25 protein-coding genes are annotated in these 26,534 nt (G+C 60.7%); 9 read left to right on the forward strand and 16 right to left on the reverse strand.

Translation table 11 applies throughout. The annotated features are described in order from the left end of the window. Nucleotides 1-23: 23 nt before the first annotated feature. Nucleotides 24-1,397: an MATE family efflux transporter gene (locus EGI20_RS05200; protein ID WP_498630217.1), complete on the reverse strand. Its 1,374-nt coding sequence runs from the start codon at nt 1,395-1,397 to the stop codon at nt 24-26. A gap of 169 nt (nt 1,398-1,566) precedes the next feature. Here EGI20_RS05200 and EGI20_RS05205 point away from each other — a divergent pair, with 169 nt between their 5' ends. Beyond that, entirely contained in the window at nt 1,567-2,328 is a 762-nt protein-coding gene (locus tag EGI20_RS05205; protein WP_498630219.1) for a sulfite exporter TauE/SafE family protein, read from the forward strand. A 64-nt stretch (nt 2,329-2,392) separates the two neighbouring features. Here EGI20_RS05205 and EGI20_RS05210 read toward each other — a convergent pair whose 3' ends face one another. Genes EGI20_RS05210 through EGI20_RS05230 form a run of 5 tightly spaced genes read right to left on the reverse strand, consistent with a single transcriptional unit; the run spans nt 2,393 to nt 8,606 of the window. Next, nucleotides 2,393-3,934 (reverse strand): amino acid permease, encoded by a 1,542-nt coding sequence (locus tag EGI20_RS05210; protein ID WP_498630220.1) that lies wholly within the window; start codon nt 3,932-3,934, stop codon nt 2,393-2,395. Further along, on the reverse strand, nt 3,931-4,695 hold the full coding sequence (locus EGI20_RS05215) for a gamma-glutamyl-gamma-aminobutyrate hydrolase family protein (protein WP_498630222.1): 765 nt from the start codon (nt 4,693-4,695) through the stop codon (nt 3,931-3,933). Before EGI20_RS05215 ends, EGI20_RS05210 begins: the two co-directional genes overlap by 4 nt. After that, the gene (locus tag EGI20_RS05220; protein WP_498630224.1) at nt 4,688-5,854 is read right to left on the reverse strand and encodes an iron-containing alcohol dehydrogenase; all 1,167 of its coding nucleotides are present in this window, start codon (nt 5,852-5,854) and stop codon (nt 4,688-4,690) included. The genes EGI20_RS05215 and EGI20_RS05220 overlap by 8 nt, the downstream gene beginning before the upstream one ends. A 2-nt stretch (nt 5,855-5,856) precedes the next feature. Then, nucleotides 5,857-7,242 carry an aldehyde dehydrogenase family protein gene (locus tag EGI20_RS05225; RefSeq protein WP_498630226.1) on the reverse strand — a complete coding sequence of 462 codons (1,386 nt, stop codon included), beginning with the start codon at nt 7,240-7,242 and terminating at the stop codon, nt 5,857-5,859. After that, nucleotides 7,242-8,606, reverse strand: a complete 1,365-nt coding sequence (locus EGI20_RS05230) for a glutamine synthetase family protein (RefSeq protein ID WP_498630227.1) — start codon at nt 8,604-8,606, stop codon at nt 7,242-7,244. Before EGI20_RS05230 ends, EGI20_RS05225 begins: the two co-directional genes overlap by 1 nt. Nucleotides 8,607-8,846: 240 nt before the next feature. On the opposite strand from EGI20_RS05230, the gene EGI20_RS05235 reads away from it, so the two are divergent. Further along, nucleotides 8,847-9,662: a DUF1294 domain-containing protein gene (locus tag EGI20_RS05235; RefSeq protein WP_498630229.1), complete on the forward strand. Its 816-nt coding sequence runs from the start codon at nt 8,847-8,849 to the stop codon at nt 9,660-9,662. Nucleotides 9,663-9,665: 3 nt separating this feature from the next. Here EGI20_RS05235 and EGI20_RS05240 read toward each other — a convergent pair whose 3' ends face one another. The 7 genes from EGI20_RS05240 to EGI20_RS05270 form a co-directional block, all read right to left on the reverse strand. Continuing rightward, nucleotides 9,666-10,895 carry a multifunctional CCA addition/repair protein gene (locus EGI20_RS05240; RefSeq protein ID WP_498630231.1) on the reverse strand — a complete coding sequence of 410 codons (1,230 nt, stop codon included), beginning with the start codon at nt 10,893-10,895 and terminating at the stop codon, nt 9,666-9,668. Continuing rightward, the gene (locus EGI20_RS05245; protein WP_498630233.1) at nt 10,892-11,824 is read right to left on the reverse strand and encodes a complex I NDUFA9 subunit family protein; all 933 of its coding nucleotides are present in this window, start codon (nt 11,822-11,824) and stop codon (nt 10,892-10,894) included. The genes EGI20_RS05240 and EGI20_RS05245 overlap by 4 nt, the downstream gene beginning before the upstream one ends. Nucleotides 11,825-11,856: 32 nt before the next feature. Then, on the reverse strand, nt 11,857-13,692 hold the full coding sequence (locus EGI20_RS05250; RefSeq protein WP_498630235.1) for a lytic transglycosylase domain-containing protein: 1,836 nt from the start codon (nt 13,690-13,692) through the stop codon (nt 11,857-11,859). A 1-nt stretch (nt 13,693) separates the two neighbouring features. Beyond that, complete coding sequence (locus EGI20_RS05255; protein WP_498630256.1) at nt 13,694-15,148, reverse strand: TrkH family potassium uptake protein; 1,455 nt, start codon at nt 15,146-15,148, stop codon at nt 13,694-13,696. 35 nt (nt 15,149-15,183) lie between these two features. After that, nucleotides 15,184-16,560 (reverse strand): Trk system potassium transporter TrkA, encoded by a 1,377-nt coding sequence (gene trkA / locus EGI20_RS05260; protein ID WP_498630237.1) that lies wholly within the window; start codon nt 16,558-16,560, stop codon nt 15,184-15,186. Between the two features lie 141 nt (nt 16,561-16,701). Further along, nucleotides 16,702-17,355 (reverse strand): thioredoxin domain-containing protein, encoded by a 654-nt coding sequence (locus EGI20_RS05265; RefSeq protein WP_498630239.1) that lies wholly within the window; start codon nt 17,353-17,355, stop codon nt 16,702-16,704. Nucleotides 17,356-17,467: 112 nt separating this feature from the next. Next, a complete protein-coding gene (locus EGI20_RS05270) occupies nt 17,468-18,772 on the reverse strand; it encodes a nucleobase:cation symporter-2 family protein (protein ID WP_498630241.1) in 1,305 nt (434 codons plus the stop codon). Nucleotides 18,773-19,002: 230 nt separating this feature from the next. Between EGI20_RS05270 and ppnP the strand changes: the two genes are divergently transcribed. Next, the gene (gene ppnP / locus EGI20_RS05275) at nt 19,003-19,317 is read left to right on the forward strand and encodes a pyrimidine/purine nucleoside phosphorylase (protein ID WP_124736089.1); all 315 of its coding nucleotides are present in this window, start codon (nt 19,003-19,005) and stop codon (nt 19,315-19,317) included. A 96-nt stretch (nt 19,318-19,413) separates the two neighbouring features. On the opposite strand, the gene EGI20_RS05280 is transcribed toward ppnP, so the two are convergent. From EGI20_RS05280 to EGI20_RS05290, 3 genes are read right to left on the reverse strand one after another with little or no spacing between them, the layout of a single operon-like run. After that, complete coding sequence (locus EGI20_RS05280) at nt 19,414-20,058, reverse strand: TetR/AcrR family transcriptional regulator (protein WP_498630243.1); 645 nt, start codon at nt 20,056-20,058, stop codon at nt 19,414-19,416. 46 nt (nt 20,059-20,104) lie between these two features. Continuing rightward, nucleotides 20,105-20,974 carry a mechanosensitive ion channel family protein gene (locus tag EGI20_RS05285; RefSeq protein ID WP_498630245.1) on the reverse strand — a complete coding sequence of 290 codons (870 nt, stop codon included), beginning with the start codon at nt 20,972-20,974 and terminating at the stop codon, nt 20,105-20,107. Between the two features lie 2 nt (nt 20,975-20,976). Beyond that, the gene (locus tag EGI20_RS05290; protein ID WP_160796353.1) at nt 20,977-22,587 is read right to left on the reverse strand and encodes a peptide chain release factor 3; all 1,611 of its coding nucleotides are present in this window, start codon (nt 22,585-22,587) and stop codon (nt 20,977-20,979) included. Nucleotides 22,588-22,713: 126 nt separating this feature from the next. Here EGI20_RS05290 and EGI20_RS05295 point away from each other — a divergent pair, with 126 nt between their 5' ends. The 6 genes from EGI20_RS05295 to EGI20_RS05320 form a co-directional block, all read left to right on the forward strand. Next, complete coding sequence (locus EGI20_RS05295) at nt 22,714-23,328, forward strand: riboflavin synthase subunit alpha (protein WP_498630248.1); 615 nt, start codon at nt 22,714-22,716, stop codon at nt 23,326-23,328. Beyond that, nucleotides 23,325-23,990, forward strand: coding sequence for a Dph6-related ATP pyrophosphatase (locus tag EGI20_RS05300; RefSeq protein WP_498630250.1), 666 nt, complete (start codon nt 23,325-23,327; stop codon nt 23,988-23,990). Before EGI20_RS05295 ends, EGI20_RS05300 begins: the two co-directional genes overlap by 4 nt. 58 nt (nt 23,991-24,048) lie before the next feature. Further along, nucleotides 24,049-25,164 (forward strand): bifunctional 3,4-dihydroxy-2-butanone-4-phosphate synthase/GTP cyclohydrolase II, encoded by a 1,116-nt coding sequence (gene ribBA, locus EGI20_RS05305; RefSeq protein WP_498630251.1) that lies wholly within the window; start codon nt 24,049-24,051, stop codon nt 25,162-25,164. Between the two features lie 46 nt (nt 25,165-25,210). Further along, the gene (gene ribH / locus EGI20_RS05310; protein ID WP_498630253.1) at nt 25,211-25,678 is read left to right on the forward strand and encodes a 6,7-dimethyl-8-ribityllumazine synthase; all 468 of its coding nucleotides are present in this window, start codon (nt 25,211-25,213) and stop codon (nt 25,676-25,678) included. Between the two features lie 36 nt (nt 25,679-25,714). Beyond that, entirely contained in the window at nt 25,715-26,164 is a 450-nt protein-coding gene (gene nusB / locus EGI20_RS05315; RefSeq protein WP_160796359.1) for a transcription antitermination factor NusB, read from the forward strand. Between the two features lie 71 nt (nt 26,165-26,235). Continuing rightward, on the forward strand, nt 26,236-26,534 hold a 299-nt coding region (locus EGI20_RS05320; protein WP_498630255.1), incomplete at its 3' end, for an AIR synthase related protein.

Consider the following 26,534-nt stretch of genomic DNA (forward strand, 5'->3'; position numbering starts at 1 on the left):
CCTGGCACCTTCCCTTTTTTGCGTCAGGCAGCCTGCAGGACAGGCTCTGTGCCGGCCAGTATTTGCATCTGGCGCCATAGCACTATGCCGACCCAGCAAGCCACGAGCAGGTTGACAACAGGCATGGCCAGCCAGACACCGTTAAGCCCCCACCATAAAGGCAGGCTGTAGAGCGCCGGCAGCAACAGGACGGTTTTTGCCAGCGTGGCCAGTAGTGCCGGCCGCGTCAGGGCCATCGCCTGCAAGGCAATGATGCCCAGAATCACCAGGCCGTCAAAAGGCAATGCCAAAAGGTGCAGGCGCAGCGCATGGCTGCCGGCGGCCAGCAAGACAGGGTCGCTCGCGGCAAACAAGCCGGCGATGGCATCGGCCCATAGCTGGATGATCAGCCAGACGGCGATGCCGCCTCCGACCACGACGGTGAGCGCATAGCGCAAAATGGCATGAGCCTGGCGCGGCTGTGCTGCGCCTATGGCCTGCCCCAGCAGGGGCTGGATGCCGACGGCCAGCCCATGGGCGAGCAGGGTGAATACCGTTTCGGTGTAACCGGCTACCGCATAGGCCGCCACGCCCGTGTCGGCATCGTAAATCAGTAGTTGCCAGTTGTGCAGCAATAACACCAGCGCCAGATTCAGCTCCATCAGCAGGCTGGACAGTCCGAGTCTGGCCATATCGGCCAAGTGCCGTCCAAGGCGGACGACCCTGAGCGTAGTCAGGCGCAGCCGTGCATAGGGCGAGAAGAAATAGGCGAGGGTAAAGCCCAGCATCAGGCTCTGGGAAATCAGCGTCGCCTGGGCCGAGCCGGCCAGACCATGGCCCAGCACGCCGACAAAGAGATAGTCCAGCGTGATGTTGCTGAGGGTTGCCAGCACCAGTAGCGTGGTGGCCAGGCGCGGGCGGCCATCGTTGCGCAGCAGGTAGCTGGCCAGAATCTGGCCGCATACCAGCACGCTGCCGCCCAGCATCCACTGCAGATAGTCATGGGTCTGGCGGTAAAGCTCGGCTTCGCCTGCCGCCCCCAGTGCACGCAGCAGCGGTTCGAGCAAGTAGAGACCGGTGCAGGCCAAAACAAGGCCCAGCAGTGCCAGCAACCACAAGGCGGCAGCCAGTATCTGGGCAGCCTCGCCATGCTTGCCGGCACCTTGCAAAATGGCAATGCGCGTGGCCGCACCCATGCTTAGCATGGCACCCAGACCGATCTGTACCATTACCAGCGGATAAGCCAGATTGATGGCGGCCAGGCCGACGCTGCCTACATAGTGACCGACAAAAATCCCGTCCACGACCACATACAGGCCGGTCACCAGCATGGCCAGTATCGAAGGCAGGGCATAAGTCCAGAAGCGGCGTGCCAGTGTGGCATCGCGCGGCATTTCGGCTAGCGTCGGATCGGGCATTGCGGATTGTTATCGATAAAAAGCGGGCACATTTTATAGCGCATCTGGCCGGTGTCCGCCTTGTGTTAACGCAAAGCCTGAACGCACACGCTTAATGCTGTATTGATTAAAACCAAGCAATATTAAACTCAATTACATACAATGCGGGCTCGGCCCATGGGAGTTTCATGTGTTTACCCTTGCATTTTTATGTGTGTTTGCCTTTATGGCCGGCCTGATCGACGCTGCTGTCGGTGGCGGCGGCCTGATCCAGATTCCGGCGTTATTCAATATCCTGCCCAATACCTCGGCCGCCACACTGTTCGGTACCAACAAGTTTGCCTCGGCGGTGGGCACGCTGTCGGCTGCACGCAGCTACCTCAAGCGCGTCAAGTTGCCGTGGCGTCTGGTGCTGCCGGCGGCAAGCGCAGCTTTTGCCATGTCTTTTGCCGGTGCCGCCACGGTCAGCCTGCTGCCCAAGGACATCCTGCGCCCCATGGTGCTGCTGCTGTTGATCGTGATGGCGGTGTATACGCTATGGAAAAAGGATTTCGGCCAGTTGCACAAGCCGGTGACAATAGGGCGGCGCGAGATGCTGGTCGGCCTGCTGATTGGCGGTGCCATCGGCTTTTACGATGGCCTGTTCGGGCCGGGTACCGGCAGCTTTTTGATGTTCCTGTTTATCCGTTTTTTTGCCTTCGATTTTCTGCATGCTTCGGCTGCGGCCAAGGTGGTCAATCTGTCGACCAATATCGCCGCCTTGCTGTTCTTTATTCCCAGCGGCAATGTGCTGTTCGGTTTTGCGCTACCAATGGCGGCCAGCAATATGGCCGGTGCCATGGTCGGCAGTTATCTGGCGATGAAAAAGGGGGCGGGCTTTGTACGCGTGCTGTTCCTGATCTTGACCAGTGTGCTGATCGTCAAGCTGGGCTGGGACACCTTTAATCCCTAGCGCGCTTGGCCGCAGCACTCTTTCGTGCCTTCAGCACACGAAAGAGTGCACATGCTGCGCAAGCTCAGGGCTGTTCCAGCTCCTTTTCAATCTCGCGTATATGCGCCTGATGCTGCGCAATGCGGGCACCAACCGGCGGGCCCTTGAAGCGCTTCCTGACTCCCAGTACAAACCAGAAAAATCCCAGAACAATCAGCAGGGCGACGGTGATGTAGAGCACTTTCTCGTTTGGCGGCTGGATGCCGACAAAAGCCAGCACCACGCCGCCTATGGTGGCCAGTACGGCGACCGGGCGTGACCAGCTGTAGAGATTGAACGGGCCCTTGTGCGACCAGTGCCGTCCTTCGGCAAGCACACCAGCAGCGATCGGCAGCACATAGGAGATATACAGCAGCACGGCGCTGGCGGTAGACAGCACGATAAAGGCGTCACCATACAAGGTAGCGGCGATGGCCAGCACGGCGCTGACCCAGATCGCGGCGCCCGGCGTGCGATGCTGGTGATGCACCTGCTTGAGCTGGTGCGAGAAGGGCACGCCGCCATCGCGCGCGAAAGCGTAGACCATGCGCGAGGTCGAGGTCAGGCAGGCGAGACCGCAGATATAGTTGACGATAAATACGCCTATACCCAGCGCCACCTGCAGGCCTTTGGGCAGCATGGACAGCAGCGCCGAAAATACGCCCATCCCCTGTTTCACCCCTTCGCTGATGCTGGGCATGGTCAGTACGAATACCGACACCAGGATGTAGCCGAACAGTGCCGACCATAGCACCGCCAGCATGATGCCCTTGGGTACATTGATGGCGGCGTGGCGGGTTTCTTCCGAGGTATGCGCCGAGGCGTCGTAGCCGGTCAGCGTATATACAGTCAGCAGCAATCCGGACAGGAACACCAGCAAGGGGCTGCTGTTTTGCGGCCACAGGCTGCCTTCGGTGCCGGTGAAGTTGGTGAAGGTAAACAATCGGGTGAAATCCAGCGGCCCCGGTGCATAGATCAGCAGCGAGACCGTCAGCACCAGCGACACGAAAAATATCAAATAACCAGACAGGTCGGTCAGGCGGGTGGTGGCCTTGATGCCCTGATGGTTGAGCCAGGCCTGCGACAGGGTGATGGCCGCGATGAACAGGGTCTGGTGTGTCCAGCTCAGGCTGGCCGGGTCTATGCCCAAAAGCGGGGCGATCAGCGTCTTGAAGAAAGGGTCGTAGACGCCGAAGTTGACCGAGGCGACTACGAAGATCAGGCCCAAGAGGTTAAACCAGGCCGTGGTCCAGCCATAGCCGCGTCCGCCGAGAATCGAGCTCCAGTGATAGAGGCCGCCGGCGGTTGGGTAGGCCGAGGCGATCTGTGCCATGGCGGCCGCGACCAGCAGCACGAACATCGAGCCGACGATCCAGCCGATGCCGACCGAGGCGCCGCCGCCGGCAGACAGTGCGGCCGGGAAGGCGGTGATGCCGCCGGCGAGGATGCAGATGATGGAAAACGAAATCGCGAAATTGGAAAATCCGCTCATGCGCCGCGCCAGTTCCTGCGCGTAACCCATGCTGTGCAGCAGCTTCTCGTCCTCGTTTAACGGCGTCGTGTTGTCGTGTCCGGCTTGATGTTTCATGGGTGTTCTCCGTGAGCGCTGTCGGCGCAGCCGCCGGCACGATGCCGGCGCTGTTTGCCCAATCGCACGATTTCGTCAAACAGGGCCTGCTGGCGTGCGTCCGTGCCGGCCGTCAGTTCGGGGTGCCATTGCACCGCAAGCAGTTCGGGACAATCCGTCATGATCAGCGCCTCGACCACCCCGTCGTCCGCCCAGGCAATGGCCTGCAAGCCCTGCCCCAGAGTCGCGGCCGCCTGGTGGTGCCAGGAGTGCGCGTGGATGCGCGTCTCGCCTAGTAGTGCCGCCAGCGTACTGTCTGGCGCGACGTTGACCGGGTGCGGTGTCGCGCTGCGCTCGGCGCTGCGGTGGGCGACAAGCTCGCCGACCACGTCGGGCAGGTGCGGATGGAGTGTGCCTCCATGCGCGACATTGAGTAGCTGCAGGCCACGGCAGATCGCCAGGGTCGGGCAGTGCAGGGCCACGGCGGCGCGCGCCAGCGCCAGTTCGGTGCGGTCGCGTGCCGGATTGATGCCATACAGCGTGTCGTGGGCCAGACCGGTGTGTTCGGGGGCGATGTCGCCGCCACCGATCAGCACCAGCGCGTCAAGACGCTGAATCCAGCCTTGTGCCCAGCGTCCGGCGTCATCCGCCGCCGTATGCGGCAGCAGCACCGGCACGCCGCCGGCACGTGCCACCGCATCGATGTATTCGGACGGGGTATGCGGGCCGTGGCCGGCAGCGGCCGGATAGGTGGTCAGCCCGACCAGCACCGCCTCAGTCATGGAGTCGCCCCGCGATGGCGTGGCGGAACAGGGCGCTGTAGTCGCCGGGGCTGAGCGGGCACGGATTGCCGCCATCGCTGGGGTCGGCCTTGGCCATGGTGCCGATTTCCCCGGCGCGCGTGTCGTTCAGGCCGATATCGCCAAGGCTGTGGGGAATGCCGGCTTCACTGCGCAGCGCCAGCACCCATTGCAGCACGGCGTCGTAGCCCGTGCCCGGCAGGCCCAGTACGCGAGCCAGATGCACCATCTTGTCTTCGATTGCGGCGCGGTTACGCTGCATCACATAGGGCAGCAGGATGGCGTTGGCCAGACCGTGATGGACGTCGAACACTGCACCTATTGGATGCGCCAGCGCATGCACCGCACCCAGTCCCTTCTGGAAGGCGGTCGCCCCCATCATCGAGGCGGCCAGCATCTGGCTGCGCGCCTCGATATCGTTGCCGTCCCTGACCGCGCGCAGCAAGAAACCGTGTACCAGACGCATGCCTTCCAGCGCGATGCCGTCTGCCATAGGGTGGTAGCCTGGCGCACAGTAGGCTTCGAAACTGTGCACCAGCGCGTCGATACCGGTGGCGGCAGTCAGGCGCGGGGGTAGGCCGGTGGTCAGCTCCGGGTCGGCCAGCACCCTAGATGGCAGCATTGCCGGATGGAAGATGATGACCTTGCGCTGTGCCGCCTCGTCTATGATCAGCGCGGCGCGCCCGACTTCGGAGCCGGTGCCGGCAGTGGTCGGGATGGCGATCACCGGCAGCATGGCCGCCGTGTCGACGCGTTTCCAGTTGTCTCCCACATCCTCGAAGTCCCACAGCGGGCGGGTCTGCCCCGCCATCAGCGCCACCGTCTTGCCCACGTCCAGCGCGCTGCCGCCGCCGATGGCGATCACGCCGTCGTGCGCGCCGGCTTTGAGTGCAGCCACGCCGGCATCCACGTCGCGCAGGGCCGGGTTGGGATGCAGTTCGTGAAACAGTGCGTGTTCGATCCCGGCTGCGGCCAGCACCTCCACCAGCTTTTGCACCGGTGCCAGGGCGGCAAGCCCAGCGTCGGTGACAAGTAGCGGCCTGTGCATGCCAAGTTCGGCGCATAGGTTGGGCAGTTCGCTGATGCGTCCGGCACCGAAGCGGATGGAGGTCGGGTAGTTCCAGTTGCCGGCAAGCGTCATCGTCAGCCTTTCAGATGGAAGGATTTAATGCGGGTCAGCTGCGCGTAGCCCAGAGAGGACAGCGAGATGCCGCGTCCGCTGTCCTTGACTCCGGTCCACGCCAGTGCCGGGTCGAGGTAGTCACAGCGGTTCATAAACACGGTACCGACTTGCAGTTGCGTGCCCAGACGAATGGCCGCGTCCTCGTCGCGGGTCCACAGCGAGGCAGTCAGGCCGTAGCGGCTGTCGTTCATCAGTTGTAGCGCTTCGACATCATCTGCCACCGGCATGATGCCGACCACCGGGCCGAAGCTCTCTTCCTGCATCACCCGCATGTTGTGGTTTACATTCACCAGCACCTGAGGCGCGAGATAAGCGCTGCCGGGCGCATCGGTAGAAAAAAGAGCAGGATCTATCAGTGCGTGCGCGCCTTGCGCAATGGCCTCGCGTATCTGCTCGCGCACGAATTCTGCAGCCGATGCGCGCACCATCGGGCCCAGCGTAGTCTCCGTCTCAAGCGGGTGGCCCAGCCGGTATTGCAGGGACTGCGCGACAAAGGCGTCGACAAAGCGTGGGTAGAGTGCGGCATCTACATAAATGCGCTCGATGCCGCAGCACGACTGGCCGGCGTTGAAAAAGGCGCCGTCGACCAGGTTTTCGACTGCGGCATCCAGATCGGCATCGGCACGCACATAGGCTGCATCCTTGCCGCCCAGCTCCAGACCTATGCCGATAAAGCGTCCGGCGGCAGCGCGCTCAATGGCGCGGCCACCCTCGACCGAGCCGGTAAAGGCGACAAAATCCACCCCCGCATCGGCCACGAGCGCCAAGGTGGACGCATGGTCCAGATGCAGATACTGGAATACACCCTCGGGCAGGCCGGCCGCAGCAAAGGCATCGGCCAGGATTTCGGCCGCCAGCGGCGTCTGGCTGGAGTGCTTGAGCAGCACCGTGTTGCCGGCGGCCAGCGCCGGAATCAGGCTGTTGAGCGCAGTCAGAAACGGGTAAGTCCACGGCGCCAGTACCAGCACGGTACCCAGCGCCTCGCGCCGCATGAAATGGATCAGGCCGGACACCGGTTCTGGGCGAAGGTCAGCCAGCGCCTCGCGGGCGATGGCCAGCATATGGCGGGCGCGCTCGGCCAGGCCGCGCACCTCGAAGGGCGAGTGCGCGATCGGGCGTCCGATCTGGCGGGTGATGGAGTCGGCAATGCGCGCCTTGTCCGCCACCAGCGCATCCACGGCGCGGCCTAGCAGCGCCAGCCTTTCGTCCAGCGGCAAACCTGCCCATGCACGGCGGGCGGCACGGGCTGATACCAGCGCCTCCCTGATCTGTGCCGCGCTGGCGTAGTCACGCGTCAGCAGCACCTTGCCGTCTATCGGCGAGATAACATCAAAATGCGTTTTCATCAGATGGCCTCGAAATAGCGTTGCAATTCCCAGTCAGTCACGTAGCGCTGGAACTCGCGCTCTTCCCACTCGCGGGTGGCGGCATAGTGCTCGACAAAATCGTCACCCAGCCAGTCACGGGCGACGGCGGATGCGCGCAGGGTCTGTGCCGCATCGCGCAAGGTGTGCGGCAGCTGCAGGTGGGCCGGTGCCTCGTACTGGTAGCCGTTGGCGCTGATCGGTGTCTCCGGCTCGGTTTGGGCGGCGATGCCGGCAAAACCGGCAGCCAGCGCCCCGGCCAGCGCGAGGTAGGGGTTGGCATCGGCACCGGGCAGGCGGTACTCGACGCGCTGGCTCTTGGCCGAGCCGGGAATGGCGCGCAGGGCGACAGTGCGGTTGTCCACGCCCCACAGCGCCTGGGTGGGCGCCCAGTAACCGGGCACCAGACGGCGGAAGCTGTTGATGGTGGGGGCGGCGGTGGCGGTGATGTCGCGCATATGGCGCTGCAGGCCGCCGATGAAATGGCGTTGCAGCTGGCTGATGCCATGCGGCTGTGCCGGATCGAAGAAGGCATTGCTGCCATCTTTGTGCAGCAGCGAAATATGGATATGCCCGCCCTGGCCTGCGTGGTTTTCGTTCCACTTGGCCATGAACGACACCATGCGCCCCTGTTTCTGTGCCATCACCTTGGCAAAGGTCTTGAACAGGGCAGCATTGTCAGCTGCCGCGAGCGCCTCGCTGCAGCACAGCGCCGCCTCGAGTGCGCCGGGGCCGGTTTCCTCGTGCAGGCCTTCGATCGGCATGTTCATCTCGTCGCACAGCGTGAGCAGGCCGCGGTAAAACTCGGTATTGACCGAGTTGCGCAGCACCGAATATCCGGCAGCTCCGCTGCCCAGGGGTATGGGGTCGCGGTAGCGTTTGGCCTGCAGTGCGGCGTGGTCTTCATCGGTGACGAGGAATTCGTACTCGAAACCGGCCTTGACCGAAAAGCCCAGTGCCGCCACCCGCTGCAGCAGGCGGCGCAGCACGCCGCGCGGGCACAGGCATTCGAGGCGGCCGCTGACCTCGCCCTGCACCAGGATCATATTGTCTTCCAGCGGCATTTCGCGCCATGAAGCGGGCAGCAGGCGGATGTCGGCATCGCCATAGCCCTTGCCCCAGCCGGTGAGGTGGGTGTTGTCATAGAGTTTGTCGGCGAGGTCCCAGCCGAATACCACATCACAGAAGCCGAAATCGCCATCCAGCGCAGCCAGGAATTTGTCGCGTGCCATGTATTTGCCGACCATGGCGCCATCGATGTCGAACAGGCCGACTTTCACCTGCTTGAGGTCACGCGCCTCAATAACGGCTTTAAGTTCGGCAATGGCGTTGTCTGTAGTCGGCATGGCGTTTACCTGCGCTTGAAGAGTCAGAACACTGATCAACTAGTCATAGCGATTGGTTTATGCCGTTTCAAGGTGCGAATGTAGTAGCGAGTGTGGCGCGACTACGTAGCTATCGCAGTACTTGTCGCACCATGCACTGAATGTTTGGCAAAGGAAATTAAGCGAAATAAATAAAACCATTTTGGGTGGCGCGTATCGCCGGCTTACAATGGCGGGCAATACAGATCAGGATGCAGGTACATGCGCTATCAAGGCAGGATTCACCATTGGAAGGACACGCAGGGCTTTGGTTTTGTCACGCCGAATGGAGGTGGCGAGCGCGCTTTCGTGCATATCAAGGCATTCAAGGATCGCAGTTGCCGCCCTGTCGATGGCGACCTTATTGTGTACCGGGTAGAGAAAGATGCACAGGGACGGCTTGCCGCCGTTGATATTGTTTATCCGCAGCGCCCTGGGCAAGCCTCGGCAAGCAAGACGGATGGCTGGCCCTTGCTGCTTGCGCCCCTGTGTTTTGCCTTGCTTGGCGCTCTGGTGTGGCTGGAGCATATGCCCATGTGGGTGTTGCAGGCCTATGGCGCATTAAGCGTACTGGCTTTTTTACTCTACTGGAAAGATAAGGCGGCAGCGCAAGGTGGGCGCTGGCGCACGAGCGAGGGCACGCTGCACCTGTGTGCACTGATAGGCGGCTGGCCGGGTGCGCTTGTGGCGCAAAAGCTGTTGCGTCACAAGACAGTCAAACCGGCTTTCCAGTCGGCTTTCAAGGCGACGGTCGTGCTCAATGTGCTGCTATTGGCCGCCTGTTTAAGCCCTTTGGGCCAGTCCTACATCGCGCAATTAATGGGGCGTGAGGTGCCTGTTTCGAGTGTGCAAGCTACAGAGTGGCTTGCACCCGCCAAGACATCTGTAACGGCAAGCCGTTTCAGTTGTGATGGGCGCACCCAGTGCGTTCAGATGACCTCCTGCGAGGAGGCGACCTTCTTCCTCGAAAATTGCCCGGGCACGCAGATGGATGGCAATCACGATGGCAAACCGTGCGAGCAGCAGTGGTGCCGTTAAGTATTATTTTGCATGCAACGGGTGCTGCTCGCTGGCGTGCTGGATAGCGTGGACGCGGGCGGCATCGACAGCATGGGCAATATCGTGCTTGTGCTCGCATTGGCGGGCGATGGTGCCGGCGTCGACAAGACGGGCGGCATCCAGCAGTGCCGCCAGGTAGGCCGCCTGCGGATAGCTGCTGTGTTCGAAACCCAGACGGCCACGTGCATCGGCCACGCAGGCCGACAACATCTCGTGAAAACGCTCGGGGCGGCGCAGCGCATCGCAATCACGGAACAGACGTAGCACAGTGTCGGCGCGCATTTTGGGCGCGATATGTACTTTAGTGTGGTAAAGCACGGTGATGCGCGCCAGATCCCGGCATTCGGCCGGCACGCGCAGGCGTTCGCACAGCGCCAGTAGCGGCTTTTCGCCGCGCGCCTCGTGGCCGATATGGCGCGGCAGGATGTCGGCCGGGGTCAATGCCTTGCCTAAGTCATGGGTCAGGCAGGCGAAACGTACGGCCAGCGGTGCGCCACTTTGCGCGGCGGCATCGATGACGCGCATTACATGGTCGCCGGTATCGATTTCGTGGTGATAGTCGGCGCGTTGCGGCACACCGAACAGCGCATCCACTTCGGGCAGAACGCGCGCCAGCGCGCCGCACTCGCGCAGGACCTTGAACATGCGCGAGGGGGCATCTTCCATCAGGCCGCGTGCGACTTCCTGCCACACCCGCTCCGGCACCAGTGCATCCACTTCGCCGTTGTCCACCATCTGGCGCATCAGGTCCAGGGTCTCGGGCGCAACGGCAAAGCCGAAGCGGGCGGCAAAACGTGCCAGACGCAGGATGCGTACCGGGTCTTCGGCAAAGGCGGCGCTGACATGGCGCAATACGCCGGCGGCAAGGTCGCGCTGTCCGCCATAGGGGTCGGTCAGACGTCCGTCTTCGTCTTCGGCGATGGCGTTGATGGTCAGGTCGCGCCGCGCCAGATCCTGCTCCAGCGTGACATCTGGCGCGGCGTGAAACACAAAGCCGTGATAACCGGCACCGGTTTTGCGTTCGGTGCGCGCCAGTGCGTATTCCTCGTGCGTTGCCGGATGCAGGAACACCGGAAAATCGCGCCCGACCGGACGGAAGCCTTGTGCCTGCATCTCAGCTGCACTACTGCCGACTACCACCCAGTCGCGGTCTACCACCGTGCGGCCCAATAAGCGGTCGCGTACCGCGCCGCCTACGACATACAGCTTCATTCCCGTTCTCTCCAGCGCGCCAGGCGCGTATTGCGTTCGTCTTCGCCCAGCCATTGCGGTGCGACCGCTTCCAGTGCGCTCGGGCAAAAACCCAGCAGCGCGCTCGGGAAGGGCTCCAGGCTGATATTGTCAACACGCAGCGATTTTACATTGTCGCGGCTGATCAGGGCGGGGCCGGGCAGGCATTCCATGATGCCGGCTTGCAGCATGGCCAGGCTGTCCGGCAGGCCGATCAGGGTGCGCGGGTGGCCGGTGAGTTCGCCTACATAAGCCACCAGCTCGCGCAAACGGTAGCGGCGCGGCCCTGTCAGCTCCAGCGTCTGGCCTATGCTGGCCGGCCGGTCCAGGCAGGCCGCGACGGCGCGTGCCACATCATCGGCCCACACCGGGGCGAAATAAGTGTCGGCACCGGCTAACGGCAGCACCGGCAAAACAGCGAGCAGGCGGGCAAACATATTGAGAAAGGCATCGTCGTGGGCGAACACCACCGAAGGACGCAGGATGGTCCACGCCAGATGGCTTTGCGTGATCACCCGTTCGCCACGCGCCTTGGTTTGCTGGTAGTCCGACGGTCCGTGCGCATCCGCCCCCAGTGCGCTGATATGGATCAGGCGCCGGATGCCGGTTTGCTGCATGGCATGGACGATTTTTTCCACCAGTTCGACATGGGCGATTTCAAAAGCGCGGTGCGAGCCGTGCAGGATGCCCACCATGCTGATTACCGCATCGTGCCCGGCCATCAGCTGCGTCAGCGCCGCGCTGTCGTGTACGTCACAGGCGGCCAGCGTGACGCCGGGCAGGGTGGACAGGGCCTTGATGCGTTCCGGGCGGCGGCTGGCAATGGTCAGCTGCATGCCCTGCCGGCTCAGTATTTCGGCGATATGCCGGCCGACAAACCCGCTGCCACCTATCAATACAATGCGTTGCATAGTTCGCTCTCCCGATTGAAGAACGGCCCGGTTTATTTGGCCGCTATGGTGCCCATTCTCGCCTTGAGCGAGGTTTCACCCTTGCCGAAGCTGGCGGCGTAGTAGGTGGCGTTGGCCATCACCTTTTGTACATAGTCGCGCGTTTCGGTAAAAGGGATGGTTTCGGTGTAGATGGTGCCATCCAGCGGCGTGCTGGCGCGCCATGCGCGTGCACGCCCGGGGCCTGCATTGTAGCCGGCTGTCGCCAATACCGGGTGGCCGGTGGTGTCCAGTACATGACGCAGATACCAGGTGCCCAGCTGGATATTGGTGTCCACATCGTTGACATCGAAGCCGGGCAGGCCGACCTTGTTTGCTACCCAGCGCGCGGTGGCCGGCATCAGCTGCATCAGGCCTGAGGCGCCTACGCCCGAGCGCGCCACCACGGTAAAGCGGCTTTCCTGACGCATCAGGCCGTAAATCCATGCCGGATCTACATCCAGTTGCCTGGCGTAGCGTTCGGTGGTGCTGCGGTAGGGCGCGAGAAAGCGCAGGCCGAAATTATGCGCGTTGCGCGTGCGCTCGGCGCTGTAGATGGCCATGTCGTAAAAGCCCTTGTCCTTGGCCAGTTCGGCGGCGGCAATCAGCTCGGGGTCAGTCTTGCCGCGCATGGCCCAGCGCCATTCGCGCCGTGCTTCTTCGTGAAACTCCGGGCGCTTGAGAGTATCCGACAGCGCAAACAGCTCGATGGCGCGGGCAATGGCCGGCTCTTTGGAAATGGCGCGCATGTCCTTGTCGCTGGCTTCAATCTGGCGCGCGGGTTCGGACAGGCTGTTGCCCAGTGCTTCGCGCGCAAGAATGCCGTAATAGCTGTGTTCCTGGCTTAGCCGCACCAGGCGCGCATTGGCTTCGCTACGCTTGCCCTGCATCAGTTCGGCTTGCGACAGCCAGTAGCGCCAAGCCTGACGTGCGGCCAGCTTGGCCGGCATCTTGCCGATCACGCTGCTTAATGTGTTCCAGTTTTGCTCGCGCAGTGCCGCGCGTGCCCACCATTCCCATTGCTCGGGCGTGAGTTCCCCGGGGGCGGATTTGGCGTACCAGTCCAGTGCCTGCGTCATGTCCTGGCGGCGCGCGGCGCGGGTCGCCAGTTCTCCCCAGCCAAAGCCGGCCTGCTCGCGCGTAAGCGTAGGCTCGATGCGCGCAAGATCGGCGGCGGCACCGGACAAATCACTCTTGCCGCGCCGCACGATGGCGATGACGGCGGCTTCGTTGCTGCCCGGGGTGAAAAACTCGTCCGACAAGCCAGCCGATGTGGCCAGCGCGCGCGCGACGGTGACGTAATTATTGGCAACCAGGGTGCGTACGCGTGAACGCACTTCATCCTGGCTGAGCGTGCCCAGCGTCGCGCTTTCATTCAGCAGGCTGTTGCAGCCTTCCGGGAGTGTCAGCTTGTCCAGCAAGTCGGCATCGGGTGCGCTAATGCGCCCGGCCTTAAGCTCGGACAGGGCGGCATAGCATTGGGTCTCCTGATCGCGTGCGTCTTCCGGTGCACGTACCAGTTCTCGGCGAAAACCGTCCCAGTTATTGCCCTTGCCCAGACGCTTGAGCCATTCGTTGGCCAGGCGCTCGGTCAGCGTAGAGGGAGCCTCTTGCGCCAGAAAGGCGCGGGCCGGCGCATCATCGCCGTTTTCCAGGTTTTTAAGCGCCAGCCAGTAGCGCGGATACATGCCAAGTGGTGTGCGTGCGCTACTGGCGGCCAGCGTTTGTAATTGGGCGATATCGCCGGCGCGCCAAGCGTCGCGGGCCGCAGCCAGATCATCGTTGCTGTCGGCGTACACGCTAGCGGGCAGGGCAAACAGGCTTAACAGCAGCAGGGAGATTTTTTTCATGTCACTTGCGCCAGAAGGCGGGCGTAAAGAGGATGAGGATTGTGAAGATTTCCAGTCGGCCCAGCAGCATGGCTACGCTGCATACCCAGGTCTGGAAATCGTTCAGGCCAGCGTAGTTGGCGGCCGGGCCGACTTCGCCCAGTCCCGGGCCTGCATTATTGATGCAGGACACAATGGCGGAAGCGGCGGTCTGGAAGTCCAGGCCGCTGCCTAGCAGCACAAAAGTCAGTACCACCACACTCAAAATGTATACGAAGATAAAGCCCAGCACCGAAAAGGCGACGCTGTCGCTCATGGTACGGCCATTGACCTTGAGTGGAATAATGGCCTGCGGATGCAGCAGCTGGGTCATTTCGCGCTGGGCCTGACGGAACAGGATCAGGCTGCGTATCATTTTGATGCCGCCACCCACCGAGCCTGAACAGGCGGTAAAACAGGACAGGAACAGCATCCATACCGGAACAAAGAGCGGCCACTGGCCGTAATCGGTGCTGGCAAAACCCGAGGCGGTGGCTCTCGAGATCAGGTTGAAGCTGACATGGCGCAAGGACTCGCCCAGTCCGTAAACCCCTTGCCACCACAAATAAACGGCCAGCATCAGAATGCTGGACAGGATCACCAGCATCATGCTGATAAATTCGGTATCAATCCGATAGGGGGCGGCCGAACGTTTTTTCCACGCCAGAAAGTGAGTGGCGTAATTGGTGGCCGATAGCAAGGTGAAACCGGCAATCACCAGTTCGATTGGCAGCGAATCGTAATGGCCTACACTGGTGTCGCGGGTGGAGAAGCCGCCCAGCGCAACGGTGGACAGGCCGTGGCAGACAGCATCGAATACGCTCATGCCGGCCATATACAGCATGGCCATGCACAGCACGGTCAGGATGCAGTACATGGTCCACAAGCTCTTGGCCGCCTGGGTGATGCGTGGTGCCAGTTTGGCATCCTTCATCGGCCCCGGTGTTTCCGCCTTGTATACCTGCATGCCGCCCACGCCCAGTAGCGGCAAAATGGCGACAGCCAGCACGATAATGCCCATGCCGCCCATCCACTGCATGAAGTGGCGCCAGAAGTTGATCGCAGGTGGCAAGACATCCAGCGAGAACAGTACGGTCGCGCCATTGGTGGTCAGCGCCGACATGGCTTCGAAAAAGGCATCGGTGAAGCTTAGCGAACTGTCGAACAGCATGAACGGGATGGCAGCGGTGGCGGCGAAGCCCACCCACAGGGCCACCACCAGGATAAAGCCGTCACGCGGCTTGAGTTCGTGTTCGAAACGACGGGTGGCTGCCCAGGCAAACAGGCCGACGGCCAGTCCGACCACACCGGACAGCAAAAACGCTTCCAGCGTGTGGTCTTTGTAGATGACCCCGACACCGGCCGGCACAATGAACATGCAGGAAAACAGCATGATCAGCTTGGAAAAGACATGAGCGATGGGCAATAGCTTGCCCAGTGCACCGCCTCTGGCAGCTAATGGCAAAGTCGACATCAAAAGAAACCCATCTTGACCTGGATGAGCTGCTCCACCTCTCGCACCAGACGGCGGTGGGCAACGAAGATGATCAGGTGGTCTTCGCTGTGTATCACTTCATCGTGGTGTGCCATGCGTACTTCGCCGCGCCGCACAATGGCGCTGATATAGCAGCCGTGCGGCATTTCCACCTCATCTATGCGCAGGCCGACCAGACGCGAAGTCTTGCGGTCGCCCCTGACGATGACTTCCATCGCCTCGGTGCGCCCGCCGCGCAGCGCATGTACCGCCTCGACATCACCACGGCGCAAATGGGCGAGGATGGAGCCGATGGTAGACTGGTGTGGCGAAATCACGATATCGATGCTGTGGCCTTCGAGCAGGTCGACGTAACTGGCGCGGTTAACCAGTGCAATCACCCGTTTGGCGCCCATGCGCTTGGCCAGCAGCGTGGACATCACATTGTCTTCGTCGTCATTGGTCAATGCGCAAAATACATCCATCTCGTCGATGTTTTCGGCTTCGAGCAGGGCTTCATCGGTGGCTTCGCCATGCAGCACCAGTGTGCTGTCCAGATTGTCACCCAGCCATTCGCAGCGCTCGCGCAGAATTTCAATAATCTTGACCTCGTACCCTGCGTTTTCCAGCTGGCGCGCCAGACGGTGGCCGATATTGCCGCCGCCGGCAATCAGTACGCGGCGTATGGGCTGGCTGCTGTTTCGTAGCTCGGCCAGCATCTGTGGCACGGCAGCCCGCTCGGCCAGGAAAAACACCTCGTCGTTGCTTTGCAAGATGGTGTCGCCCTTGGGGATGATCAGCCGGTTATTGCGATAGATGGCGCAAAAACGGCAGTCGGTGTCCGGCAGATCCTGACGTACATGGCGCAATTCTCGCCCCAACAGCAGGCCGCCTTCCATGGCCGTGACCGCAACCAGCTGTACGCTGCCGCCGGCAAAATCCAGCACCTGCAAGGCACCCGGGTATTGAAATAGCTGGTACAGGTTTTCGGTGACGATTTGTTCCGGGCAGATGGGCTGGTCCACGCCGAATAAATCCAGCGTGTTCTTGGCACCGAATTCGACATAGTCACTGGCGCGTACGCGCGCAATGCGCGTGGGTACGTTGTAGAGCTCGCGCGCCAGCTTGCAGGCAACCAGATTGGTTTCGTCGTTACGCGTTAGCGCCAGCAACATATCGGTGTCGGCCGCGCCGGCACCGGCCAGTACCGAGGGTTGGGCGGCATTGCCGCAGATAGTCTGAATATCCAGCCTGTCCTGCAGTTGCTTGAGCAGTTTGCTGTCCAAGTCGACGATGGTGATGTCGTTTTCTTCGGAAACCAGGTTCTCCGCTACGCGGGCACCAACCTGGCCGCCTCCCAAAATCAGAATTTTCACAATATTGAAGCCGTCTGGATTAAGTATTTTGGCCAGATTCTAACGGTTTAGCGGGCAGGGCGCACGACTGTGGCTTGCATTTGCATAGTGCATGCTCGCCAATTTTGCCAGATGAGGCAAAGACTTGGCGGCAGAGGGGCATCAATGCGCGCTGTTGCGCGCCCCACGCACGGTGCGCTTGAGGGTAGCCGAGTCGGTCGTGCCACTGATGAGTCTGTCTCCCAGTAGTAGCGTTGGTGTGGTGAAGACCTTGAGTTCATCGGTCAGCGCCTGATTGTCCTCCAGCGCAAGACGCACCGCCTTGCCCGGATTTAGCCACGCCTGTGTGCCGGTTTCCCTAGCGGTTTTCTGGATGGCATGCTGGTCCAGCGGGAGCGTGCCCTGCATCAGGCTTTGATGCACTGCCCAGTAGCGGGCGCGCTGTTTTTGCCAGACATTCAGTGCAAACAGGGTGGCCGGCTCCGAACTGGCGTCAAACAGGGGGAGCAGCTTGAATACAAACTTCACATCCGGCAACTCGCTGGCGACGCGTTCGATGACCACATCCATGCGCCGGCAATAAGGGCAGTTGAAATCGGTAAAGTAGATGACGACCTGGCTGGCCGCAGGGTCGCCTAAAAACGGGTCGGCAGGGTTGGCATAGATGCGGGCCGGCTGCTGTGCCGCCAGCGCTTTTAGCATCTGCTGTTGCCGTGCACGGTTGCGCTCGGCGATTTTTTCCAGGTCGGGCAGGTTCTTGCTGTTAGCCAGCAGGGGCATCAGGCTTAAACCGGCCAGTAAGGTCCGGCGTTTCATGATCGCTATCCTTTGGGGGAGGCTTTAATCGGCACATTGTCGCGACATGCACCTGATGGTATTAAAGCGAAAGGGAGCGCCATGCGCTCCCTTAATGCGGTTTTATTGCGGTTTAGTCTTCGAGCTCTACCGGCGTGCGACCCGGCAGCAGCAGGTTAAGGCTAAGTGCAATCAGGGCGCTTACCGTGATGCCGGAGCCGAAAATCTCGCGTACAAAGCCCGGCAACTTGCCCAGTACTTCCGGGCGTACGGTTACCGCCATGCCGCAGCCGATGGCGACGGCAATAATCACGCCATTGCGCCGGCTGCTCTCGACCTGGCCCAGCATCTGAACGCCGGCCACGATAATCATGGCGAACATCATCAGGCCGGCACCGCCGAGTACCGGTAGCGGAATGGTGACGATCAAGGCGCCAAACACCGGAAACAGGCCTGCCAGCATCAAGAGCAGACCCGCCAGTGCCACCACATAACGGCTGGCGACGCCGGTCAGTGATACCACGCCGATATTCTGGGCAAACGAGGAAAAGGGTGTCGTCGACATGATGGCGGCAATGGCCGAGCCTACGCCGTCACACAGGATGCCTGCCGACATCTGCTTGCCGCTGACCTTGGTCTGTGTTGCCTGACCCAGCGCCAGGAAGTTGCCGGTAGACTCCACGATGGTCACCAGATAGGCAATAGACATGCCGATAATGCCGGAGATTGGAAAGCTCATGCCGAAATGCAATGGCTGGGGCAGGGCAAATGCGCTGGCTTGTGCCACCGGTGCAAAATCGATGCGCCCCAGCATCAGGCACAGCAGATAGCCGGCCCCCATGCCGATCACGATGGCTGCGGCCGAGACGATGCCGCGGCCGAACTGGACCAGGCCAATCACCAGTACCAGTACAAAAAAGGCAATAGCCAGATGCTCGGGGTTGGCGTAGTCAGCCGCGCCGGGCTGGCCGCCGGCAAACCAGTCAACGGCAACCGGGATAAGCGAAAGGCCTATCATGGACACGACTGTGCCGGTGACTACCGGCGGGACCAGCTTGCGGATTTGCGGCATGAAAAAGCTGCCGCCTATCATCACCAGCGAAGCGGCCAGCGAGGAGCCCATGATGCCGGCTACACCATGCTCGAAACCGATGGCGATGGCGGCGGCAACAAAAGTGAAGCTGGTGCCCATGACGCAGGGCAGGCGGATGCCGATAGGTCCTGCACCGCGGCATTGCACGATGGTGACGGCACCGGAAACCATTAAGGCTGCATTGACGAGTGCGACCATTTCCTGTGCTGGCAGTCGCAATACGCCGCCTACGACCAGCGGGACAGCGATAATCCCACCGAGTGCGGCAAGCAGGTGCTGTATGGCCAGTAATAATGATGTTGCCAGTGGAGGCCGGTCTTCAACCTGATACAGCAGCTTTTCCATGCTTCGTGTCCTTGCGGTGAGGGCTTTGTAGGTAGCGCTTGCGCGCCAAGTGCGCGCATGATTGTCAGATTCTATGTCTATGTCAATGATGATTTATCTTTTAATGAAGATAGTCTGGTGTTGTGCCCTTACAGTGGGCAAAACCATGTAAATAAAAATGCAATCAAAATTGTGACAAATAAATAAAATCACCTTATTCTTGGCGTTTTACCTTTACGTGCGGGGTGCTTATGGCTGATCAGTTCGAAAATGTCAGTGTGGCCAAGCGGGCCAATGTCTATTTTGACGGCAAGTGCGTCAGTCATACGGTGACCCTGGCCGATGGCACGCAAAAATCGGTAGGCGTGATCCTGCCCGGTAAGCTGGTGTTTACTACGGCAGCAGCGGAAGTCATGGAATTACTGGAAGGAGAATGCCGGGTGACGCAGGCTGGCGCCTCTGCCGCGCAGGATTATGCCGGGGGTGAGTCTTTTAGCGTGCCCGCCAATAGCAGCTTTACGATCGAGGTACTCAAGACCGTGCATTATGTTTGCCATTTCGGCTGATTAGGGCGGGCTTGTCTTAAAAAGGCTCAATACCAGGATGGGTATTGAGCCTTTTGCATCTGACGCCGCAGGTTGCGGGCCGGGGTATGGCAGCGTTTAGCGGTAGTGCGCATCAAGCTCGGTAAACGCCGCTTTGTTGTCTGCCGTAACATAAGGGCGCATCAGGGCCAGCACTTGACGTGCGCCGCGCCGCCCGGTTTCTGCCGAGATAGGGACTTTAGGTGCGGCGGATTGCTCGAACGCATACCAGAACTTCACCACCAGCCAGATATTGACCGCCAGCTGTTCAATTTCTTCATCGGAAGAAAAGCTCAGCAAGCCGGCACGGGCAAAGCCCTTGAGCATGTCGCCCATCATCGGGCGCAAATCGGTGCCGATAGTGGCGTGATACTCGGCCTGCAGTTGCGGATTGCGCGACAGCAAGCCCGGCAGGTCATCAAATAAAAAGCGGTAATTCCACATGCCCTTGAATAAGGCATCCAGCTGGTCGGACAAAGCCTGTGGCGTAATGGCGCCTTCTGCCTTTGGCGTGAGCTGGGCACGAATAAAGGCTTCATATTCGCGGAAAATCTGGAAAACGATCTCTTCCTTATTACGAAAGTGATAGTACAGATTGCCCGGACTAATGCCCAGGTGAGCCGAAATATGATTGGTCGTGATCGCACGCTCTCCATGCTCATTGAAGAGTTTGAGGCTCTCGATCACGATTTTGTCGTAGGTTTTGATCCGGGTTTTGCTCATAGATTGAAGAATCAAGCCATTTAATAAGGATGAGTCGGATGCCAGTTTACACCGAGGCCGCAGATTTGTTCAGATTGGCGTCAGCCGGAAAAGCCTCGAACATAAAGCGCTTGAGTATTGCCTGTTCTACCCGTTGCCTGTCCTTGGCCAGAATGGCTATGCGTAGTGTCAGCTGATAACTGGCATCGCTCAGCGGGTGAATCGAGACGCGTGGCGCCACCGATGGCGTATCCAGATGGTGACGCGCTTCTATTCGCGCCATATGCAGTTGCGCGGCCTGAATATGTGGTGCACAGACGTCGTTGGCTGCCCCTAGCAGCAAGGCTTCACCCTGCTGGGGTGGGAGCGTATAGGGCAGGGGCAAGCCCAGCGTATGCACCACATACTCGCCCATATAGTTTTCCAGTACCACCGGCTGGTTGAGCAGCAGGCTGTGCGGAAAAGACAAGGCCCGCCCTGTCATCTGGTGGCTGTCGTGGGTGGGGCCGATTTCCATCACTGTGGTGGTGAATAGCCCGATATCGACCACACGTCCGCGTATATGGCCGACTTCGATGTGGTCGCCCAGACTGTAGCTGTCGGAGGCGCTTCTGAGCAGGCCCCCGGTGAGGCACATGATCAACTCCTTGGTGGCAATAATCACTGCGGCGGCAAAAGCCAGCATCGAGACCGCAATGGTCTGCAGCTCGGATGCCCAGATCAGCGCAATGCCGGCAACGCCGCAGACAAACAGCACATTGCGCACGGTGATGGACCAGCGCCGCCTGTCGTCCAGCGTCCAGTGGGTATTGCTGGCGATGGCGCGGCCTATGCTGATGCGCAGCACCAGCAGTACCGTGACCATTACACCTGAACGCACGATGTCGGCGACGTAACTTGCACGCAGGTGGGTCCAGAAGTCGATCAGCTCGCTCATGCCTACTCGCCCAGCTTGACCGCGTGTTCGCGCGTTTCGTGGAAGACGATGTCCGGCCAGCGCTCCTGTGTCAGCTGCAGGTTGACGCGGTTGGGTGCGAGATAGGCCAGATTGTTGCCGGCATCGGTGGCGATATTGCCTTGCAGTGCCTTGATGAAGTCATCCAGCTTTTTGCGGTCGTCACAGGTAAACCAGCGTGCCGACCAGATACTGGCCGATTCGAAAATGGCGTCCACGCCGTATTCGGCCGCCAGGCGCGAGGCGACGACTTCGAACTGCAGCACGCCGACTGCACCCAGAATCAGGTCGCCGCCGCTATGCGGCTTGAACACCTGCACCGCGCCTTCTTCACCCAGTTGCTGCAAGCCCTTGGCCAGCTGCTTGAGTTTCAGTGGGTTGCGGATGCGTACCGAGCGGAACATTTCCGGCGCAAAGAACGGGATGCCGGTAAAGGCCAGTGCCTCGCCTTCGGAGAAAGAGTCGCCGATCTGGATATTGCCGTGGTTGGGAATGCCGATAATGTCGCCAGCGAAGGCTTCTTCCACGATTTCGCGGTCGTGCGACATAAAGGTCACCACGCTGGAGGCGGCGATATCGCGCCCCAGGCGCAGATGCTTCATCTTCATGCCGCGCTCGAACTGGCCGGAGCACACGCGCATAAAGGCGATGCGGTCGCGGTGCTTGGGGTCCATATTGGCCTGGATCTTGAATACAAAGCCGGAGAACTTGCCTTCGCTCGGGTTCACGCTGCGCACGGTTGCATCGCGCTCCTGAGGTGCCGGTGCCCAATTGATCAGCGCGTCTAGGATCTCGCGCACGCCGAAGTTGTTGATGGCCGAGCCGAAGAACACCGGTGTCAGCTCGCCGGCGAGGAATTCGTCCAGATTCCACTCGTTGGAGGCGCCCTTGACCAGTTCGATCTCCATGCGCAACTGTTCCATTTCCATCGGGAACAGCGCGTCCAGGCGCGGATTGTCCATGCCCTTGATCACTTCGATATCGGACACCAGTTTTTCAGCACCGGCTTCGAACAGAATGACTTCATCGGTCAGCAGCGAATAGACGCCGCGGAAGCTCTTGCCCATGCCGATCGGCCAGGTGACCGGTGCGCAGCGTATCTTGAGCACGTCTTCTACTTCATCCAGCAACTCGAGCGAGTCGCGCACTTCGCGGTCGCACTTGTTCATGAAAGTGACGATGGGCGTGTTGCGCAGGCGGCAGACATTCAACAGCTTGATGGTCTGCTCTTCCACGCCCTTGGCAGCGTCGATCACCATCAAGGCGGAGTCGACTGCCGTCAGTACGCGATAAGTGTCTTCGGAGAAGTCCTGGTGGCCCGGGGTGTCCAGCAGGTTGACGGTATGGTCGCGGTAGTCGAACTGCATCACGCTGGATGCGACCGAGATGCCGCGCTGCTTCTCGATGTCCATCCAGTCGGAGGTGGCGAATTTGCCGCCTTTTTTGCCCTTGACGGTGCCCGCCATCTGAATGGCACCCGAAAACAGCAGCAGCTTTTCGGTCAGCGTGGTCTTACCCGCGTCGGGGTGGGAGATAATGGCAAAAGTGCGGCGGCGGGCGACTTCTGCGGCAATGCGTGTCAGTTCTGCGGACATGTCTGTTGCTTGGTGTATGCGGTAAAGGCGGCATTGTACCGGTTTTCGTGCCGGCTGACCGCTGCGCCTTTTATGCATGTTGCGGGTACAATGACGGCACTGGATTCAAGATGACGGAGCTGGCGGATGTTTACAGGGATAGTGCAGGGCACGGCCGAACTGGTCGCACTGGAAGAAAAGACTGGTTTTCGTACGCATACCGTGCGCTTGCCGCAGGCGATGTTGCCGGGTTTGGCGCTGGGAGCCTCGGTTGCGCACAACGGCTGCTGCCTGACCGTGACCCGGGTGGAGGGCGATCGGGTCTCGTTCGACCTGATGCAGGAGACGCTGCGTCTGACCAATCTGGGTGCTTTGGCATTGGGTGAGTCGGTCAATGTAGAGCGTGCTGCGCGTTTTGGTGACGATATCGGCGGTCACGCCATGAGTGGCCACATCTTGTGCTGCGCCGAAGTGGTGGCGGTAGAGGAAACACCGAATAACCTGACCTTGCGCTTTAGCCTGCCGGAGGCGGCGCTCAAGTATGTATTTACCAAAGGCTATATCGGTATCGACGGCATCAGTCTGACCGTGGGTGAAGTCAAGGGGAACGAATTTGCCGTGCACCTGATTCCGGAAACGCTGAGCCGTACTATCATCGGCCAGCGCAAGGTGGGCGACCGGGTCAATATCGAAGTCGACCCGCAGACACAGGCTATTGTCGACACGGTCGAGCGGGTGCTTGCCAGCCGGAGTCTTGCATGAGCGCTCCGCTATTCGTGATGTCGTGGAGTGGCGGCAAAGACTCCTGCCTCGCCCTGTGGCGTACGCTGCAAAGCGGTGCCCGCCCGCTGGCCTTGCTTTCGATGCTCGACGAAACGGGTGAACGTAGCCGCTCGCACGGCATCAGCCCCGAAGTCCTGCAGGCTCAGGTCGAGGCGCTGGCGATTCCTCTGGTGACCGGTAGCGCCACCTGGGGGGAGTACGAGGCCGTGTTTGTCGCGCAGTTGCAAGCCTTGAAAGCACAAGGCGCCGAGATGGCGGTGTTTGGGGATATCGACTTGCAGCCGCACCGCGACTGGGAGGAAAAGGTCTGCGCTGCCGCAGGCTTGCAGGCGGTGTTGCCGCTATGGCAGGAGCAGAGGTTGGATCTGGTGCGTGAATTTGTCGATGCCGGCTTTGTCGCGACCATTGTGGTGATACGCAGCGACTTGATGGCCGCCGACTATCTGGGCAAGGTGCTGGATCATGCGCTGATTACGCGCATGCAGTCCGAAGGCATCGATCCGTGCGGCGAGGGCGGGGAGTTTCATACGCTGGTCACCGCGGGGCCGCTATTTGCCAAGGCCTTGCCTTTGCGGGAAAAAGTGCGACATCAGCATGATAAATATTCAATGCTTGAATTTGAGCTTTCCGATAGCATCTAATAACAAATAATCGAAACGCGGTGCGCGTGGTGCGGGCCGTCTGCAAGGGTAGAAGAAAATGCTTATTTCCCCCATTCAGGACATTATCGCCGACATCAAGGCTGGCAAAATGGTGGTGCTGGCTGATGCCGAAGACCGCGAGAACGAGGGCGATCTGGTGATGGCGGCCGAGCACGTTACGCCGGAAGCCATCAATTTCATGGCCAAGTTCGGCCGTGGCCTGATCTGCCTGACCCTGAGCGAAGCACGCTGCCAGCAACTCGAACTGCCGCTGATGGTCAGCAAAAATGGCGCTCCCTTGGGTACCAATTTTACGGTGTCCATCGAAGCGGCGCGCGGCGTGACCACCGGCATCTCGGCCGCGGATCGTGCACGCACGGTGCAGGCGGCTGTGGCGCGCGGCGCGGCGCCGTCCGATCTGGTGCAGCCCGGCCATATCTTCCCGCTTAAGGCCGTGAATGGGGGGGTGCTGGCGCGTGCCGGTCACACCGAGGCTGGTTGCGATCTGTCGGCGCTGGCTGGCCTTGAGCCCGCCTCGGTGATCTGCGAGATCATGAACGACGACGGCACCATGGCGCGCATGCCCGAATTGTTGGCCTTTGCCGCCGAGCATGGCCTGAAAGTGGGCACCATTGCCGATCTGATCAGCTACCGCAGCCGCACCGAGAGCCTGGTCGAGCGCGTGGGCGAGCGCGAGATCGTTACGCCGTTTGGCGAGTTTGCCATGCATGTGTTCCGCGACATCAGCAATGGCGACACCCATCTGGCGCTGGTCAAGGGCGACATCCGCAGTGACGAAGAAGCGCTGGTGCGCGTGCACGAGCCTTTCTCAGTGATGGATATTCTCGATCCGCTGACCAGTCCGCACAGCTGGACGGTGCCATTTGCGCTGGAAATGATGGAAGAAGAAGGGCGGGGCGTGATGATACTCTTGCACCGCAATGAAGACGGCGGCGAACTGCTGGCGCGTGCCTTGCCGGTTGCCGGTGAAAAAACGCCGCGCGCCAACTGGGACAGCAAGACCTTCGGCATCGGCGCACAAATGCTCAAGGCGGTCGGTGTGGGTAAAATGTGCCTGCTGGCGTCCCCGGTTAATCTGCCATCGATGGTCGGTTTCGATCTGGAAGTGACCGGATTCCGTCAACCTAAACACCTGACCGTAGAAATCGGTTAAAATCGCGCCCTTCCCGCGCAAAGCCCACCCATTACGGAGATCTGCCATGCTGGACACCATCACTCGCATCGAACCTAATCTTGAGGGCAAGGAACTGAAGATAGGCGTCGTGATGAGCCGTTTTAATCCGGATGTCTGTCATGGCCTGCGCGACGCGTGCCTGTCCGAACTGGGCTTGCTGGGCGTAGCGCCTGGCGATGTGCTGTATACCAGTGTGCCCGGCGCGCTGGAGATTCCGCTGGTACTGCAAACCATGGCAAAAAGCGGCCGCTTTGACGCGCTGATTGCGCTGGGTGCGGTGATACGCGGGGAAACCTACCATTTCGAGCTCGGGTCCAACGAGTCCGGAGCCGCCGTGACACGTGTTGGCCTTGATGCCGGCGTGCCAGTTGCCAATGCCGTTCTTACGACCGAAACCGACGAGCAGGCTGAAGTGCGCATGATAGAAAAAGGCCGCGATGCTGCTCGCGTGGCCGTGGAAATGGCCAATCTACAAAAAGCCTTGCGCGGCTGAATACCTGCCGCGCCCGTTCTTTACAAGGAATAACCGATGAAAACCGCCCGCCGCCGCGCCCGCGAATTTGCCGTTCAGGGCATTTACGAGTGGCATCTGAATCAGGAAAGCCCGGCTTCCCTGATTGAAAAGCATTTGCGCGAGAATGATTACTTCGTCAAGGCTGACGAAGCGCTGTTCCGCACCTTGTTGTACGGTGTAGTCAAAGATGCCAAGGAACTGGGCATTCTGGTCGACCGCTTTCACGAGCGCAGTGCCGAAGAAGTGAGCCCGGTCGAGCGCTCTGTGCTGCTGATGGCCGCGCTGGAGCTGACCCAGCATCCGGAAACGCCTTATCCTGTGATCATTAACGAAGCGATCGAAATCACCAAGACCTTTGGTGGCACCGATGGTCACAAGTTTGTCAATGGTGTACTGGACAATCTGGCCGCCGAAGTGCGCGCCGACGAGGTCGCCAGCCAGAAGTCGCGCCGCCGCGCCGACTAAGCAATCAGGCCTGCCTGACTGACACCCGCTGCGGCGGGTGTTTTTGCGTCTGCTAGTGGCAGGAGGGATATATGAACGAATTCGAATTGATACGCCGCCATTTTACCCGCGCAACACCTCAGGCCGTGCTGGGCGTGGGCGACGATGCCGCCATTATCCAGGTGACGCCCGGTTGTGCTTTGCATGTCTCGGTCGATATGCTGGTGCAGGGGCGGCACTTCTTTGCCGATGTTGATCCGGTAAGCCTGGGGCACAAGGCGCTGGCGGTGAATCTGTCCGATATGGCGGCCATGGGCGCCGCGCCGCGCTGGGCATTGCTGGCGCTGGCCTTGCCGCAAGTCGATGAGGCATGGGCGGCCGGCTTTGCCCG

This window comes from Aquitalea sp. S1-19 (assembly GCF_024343515.1).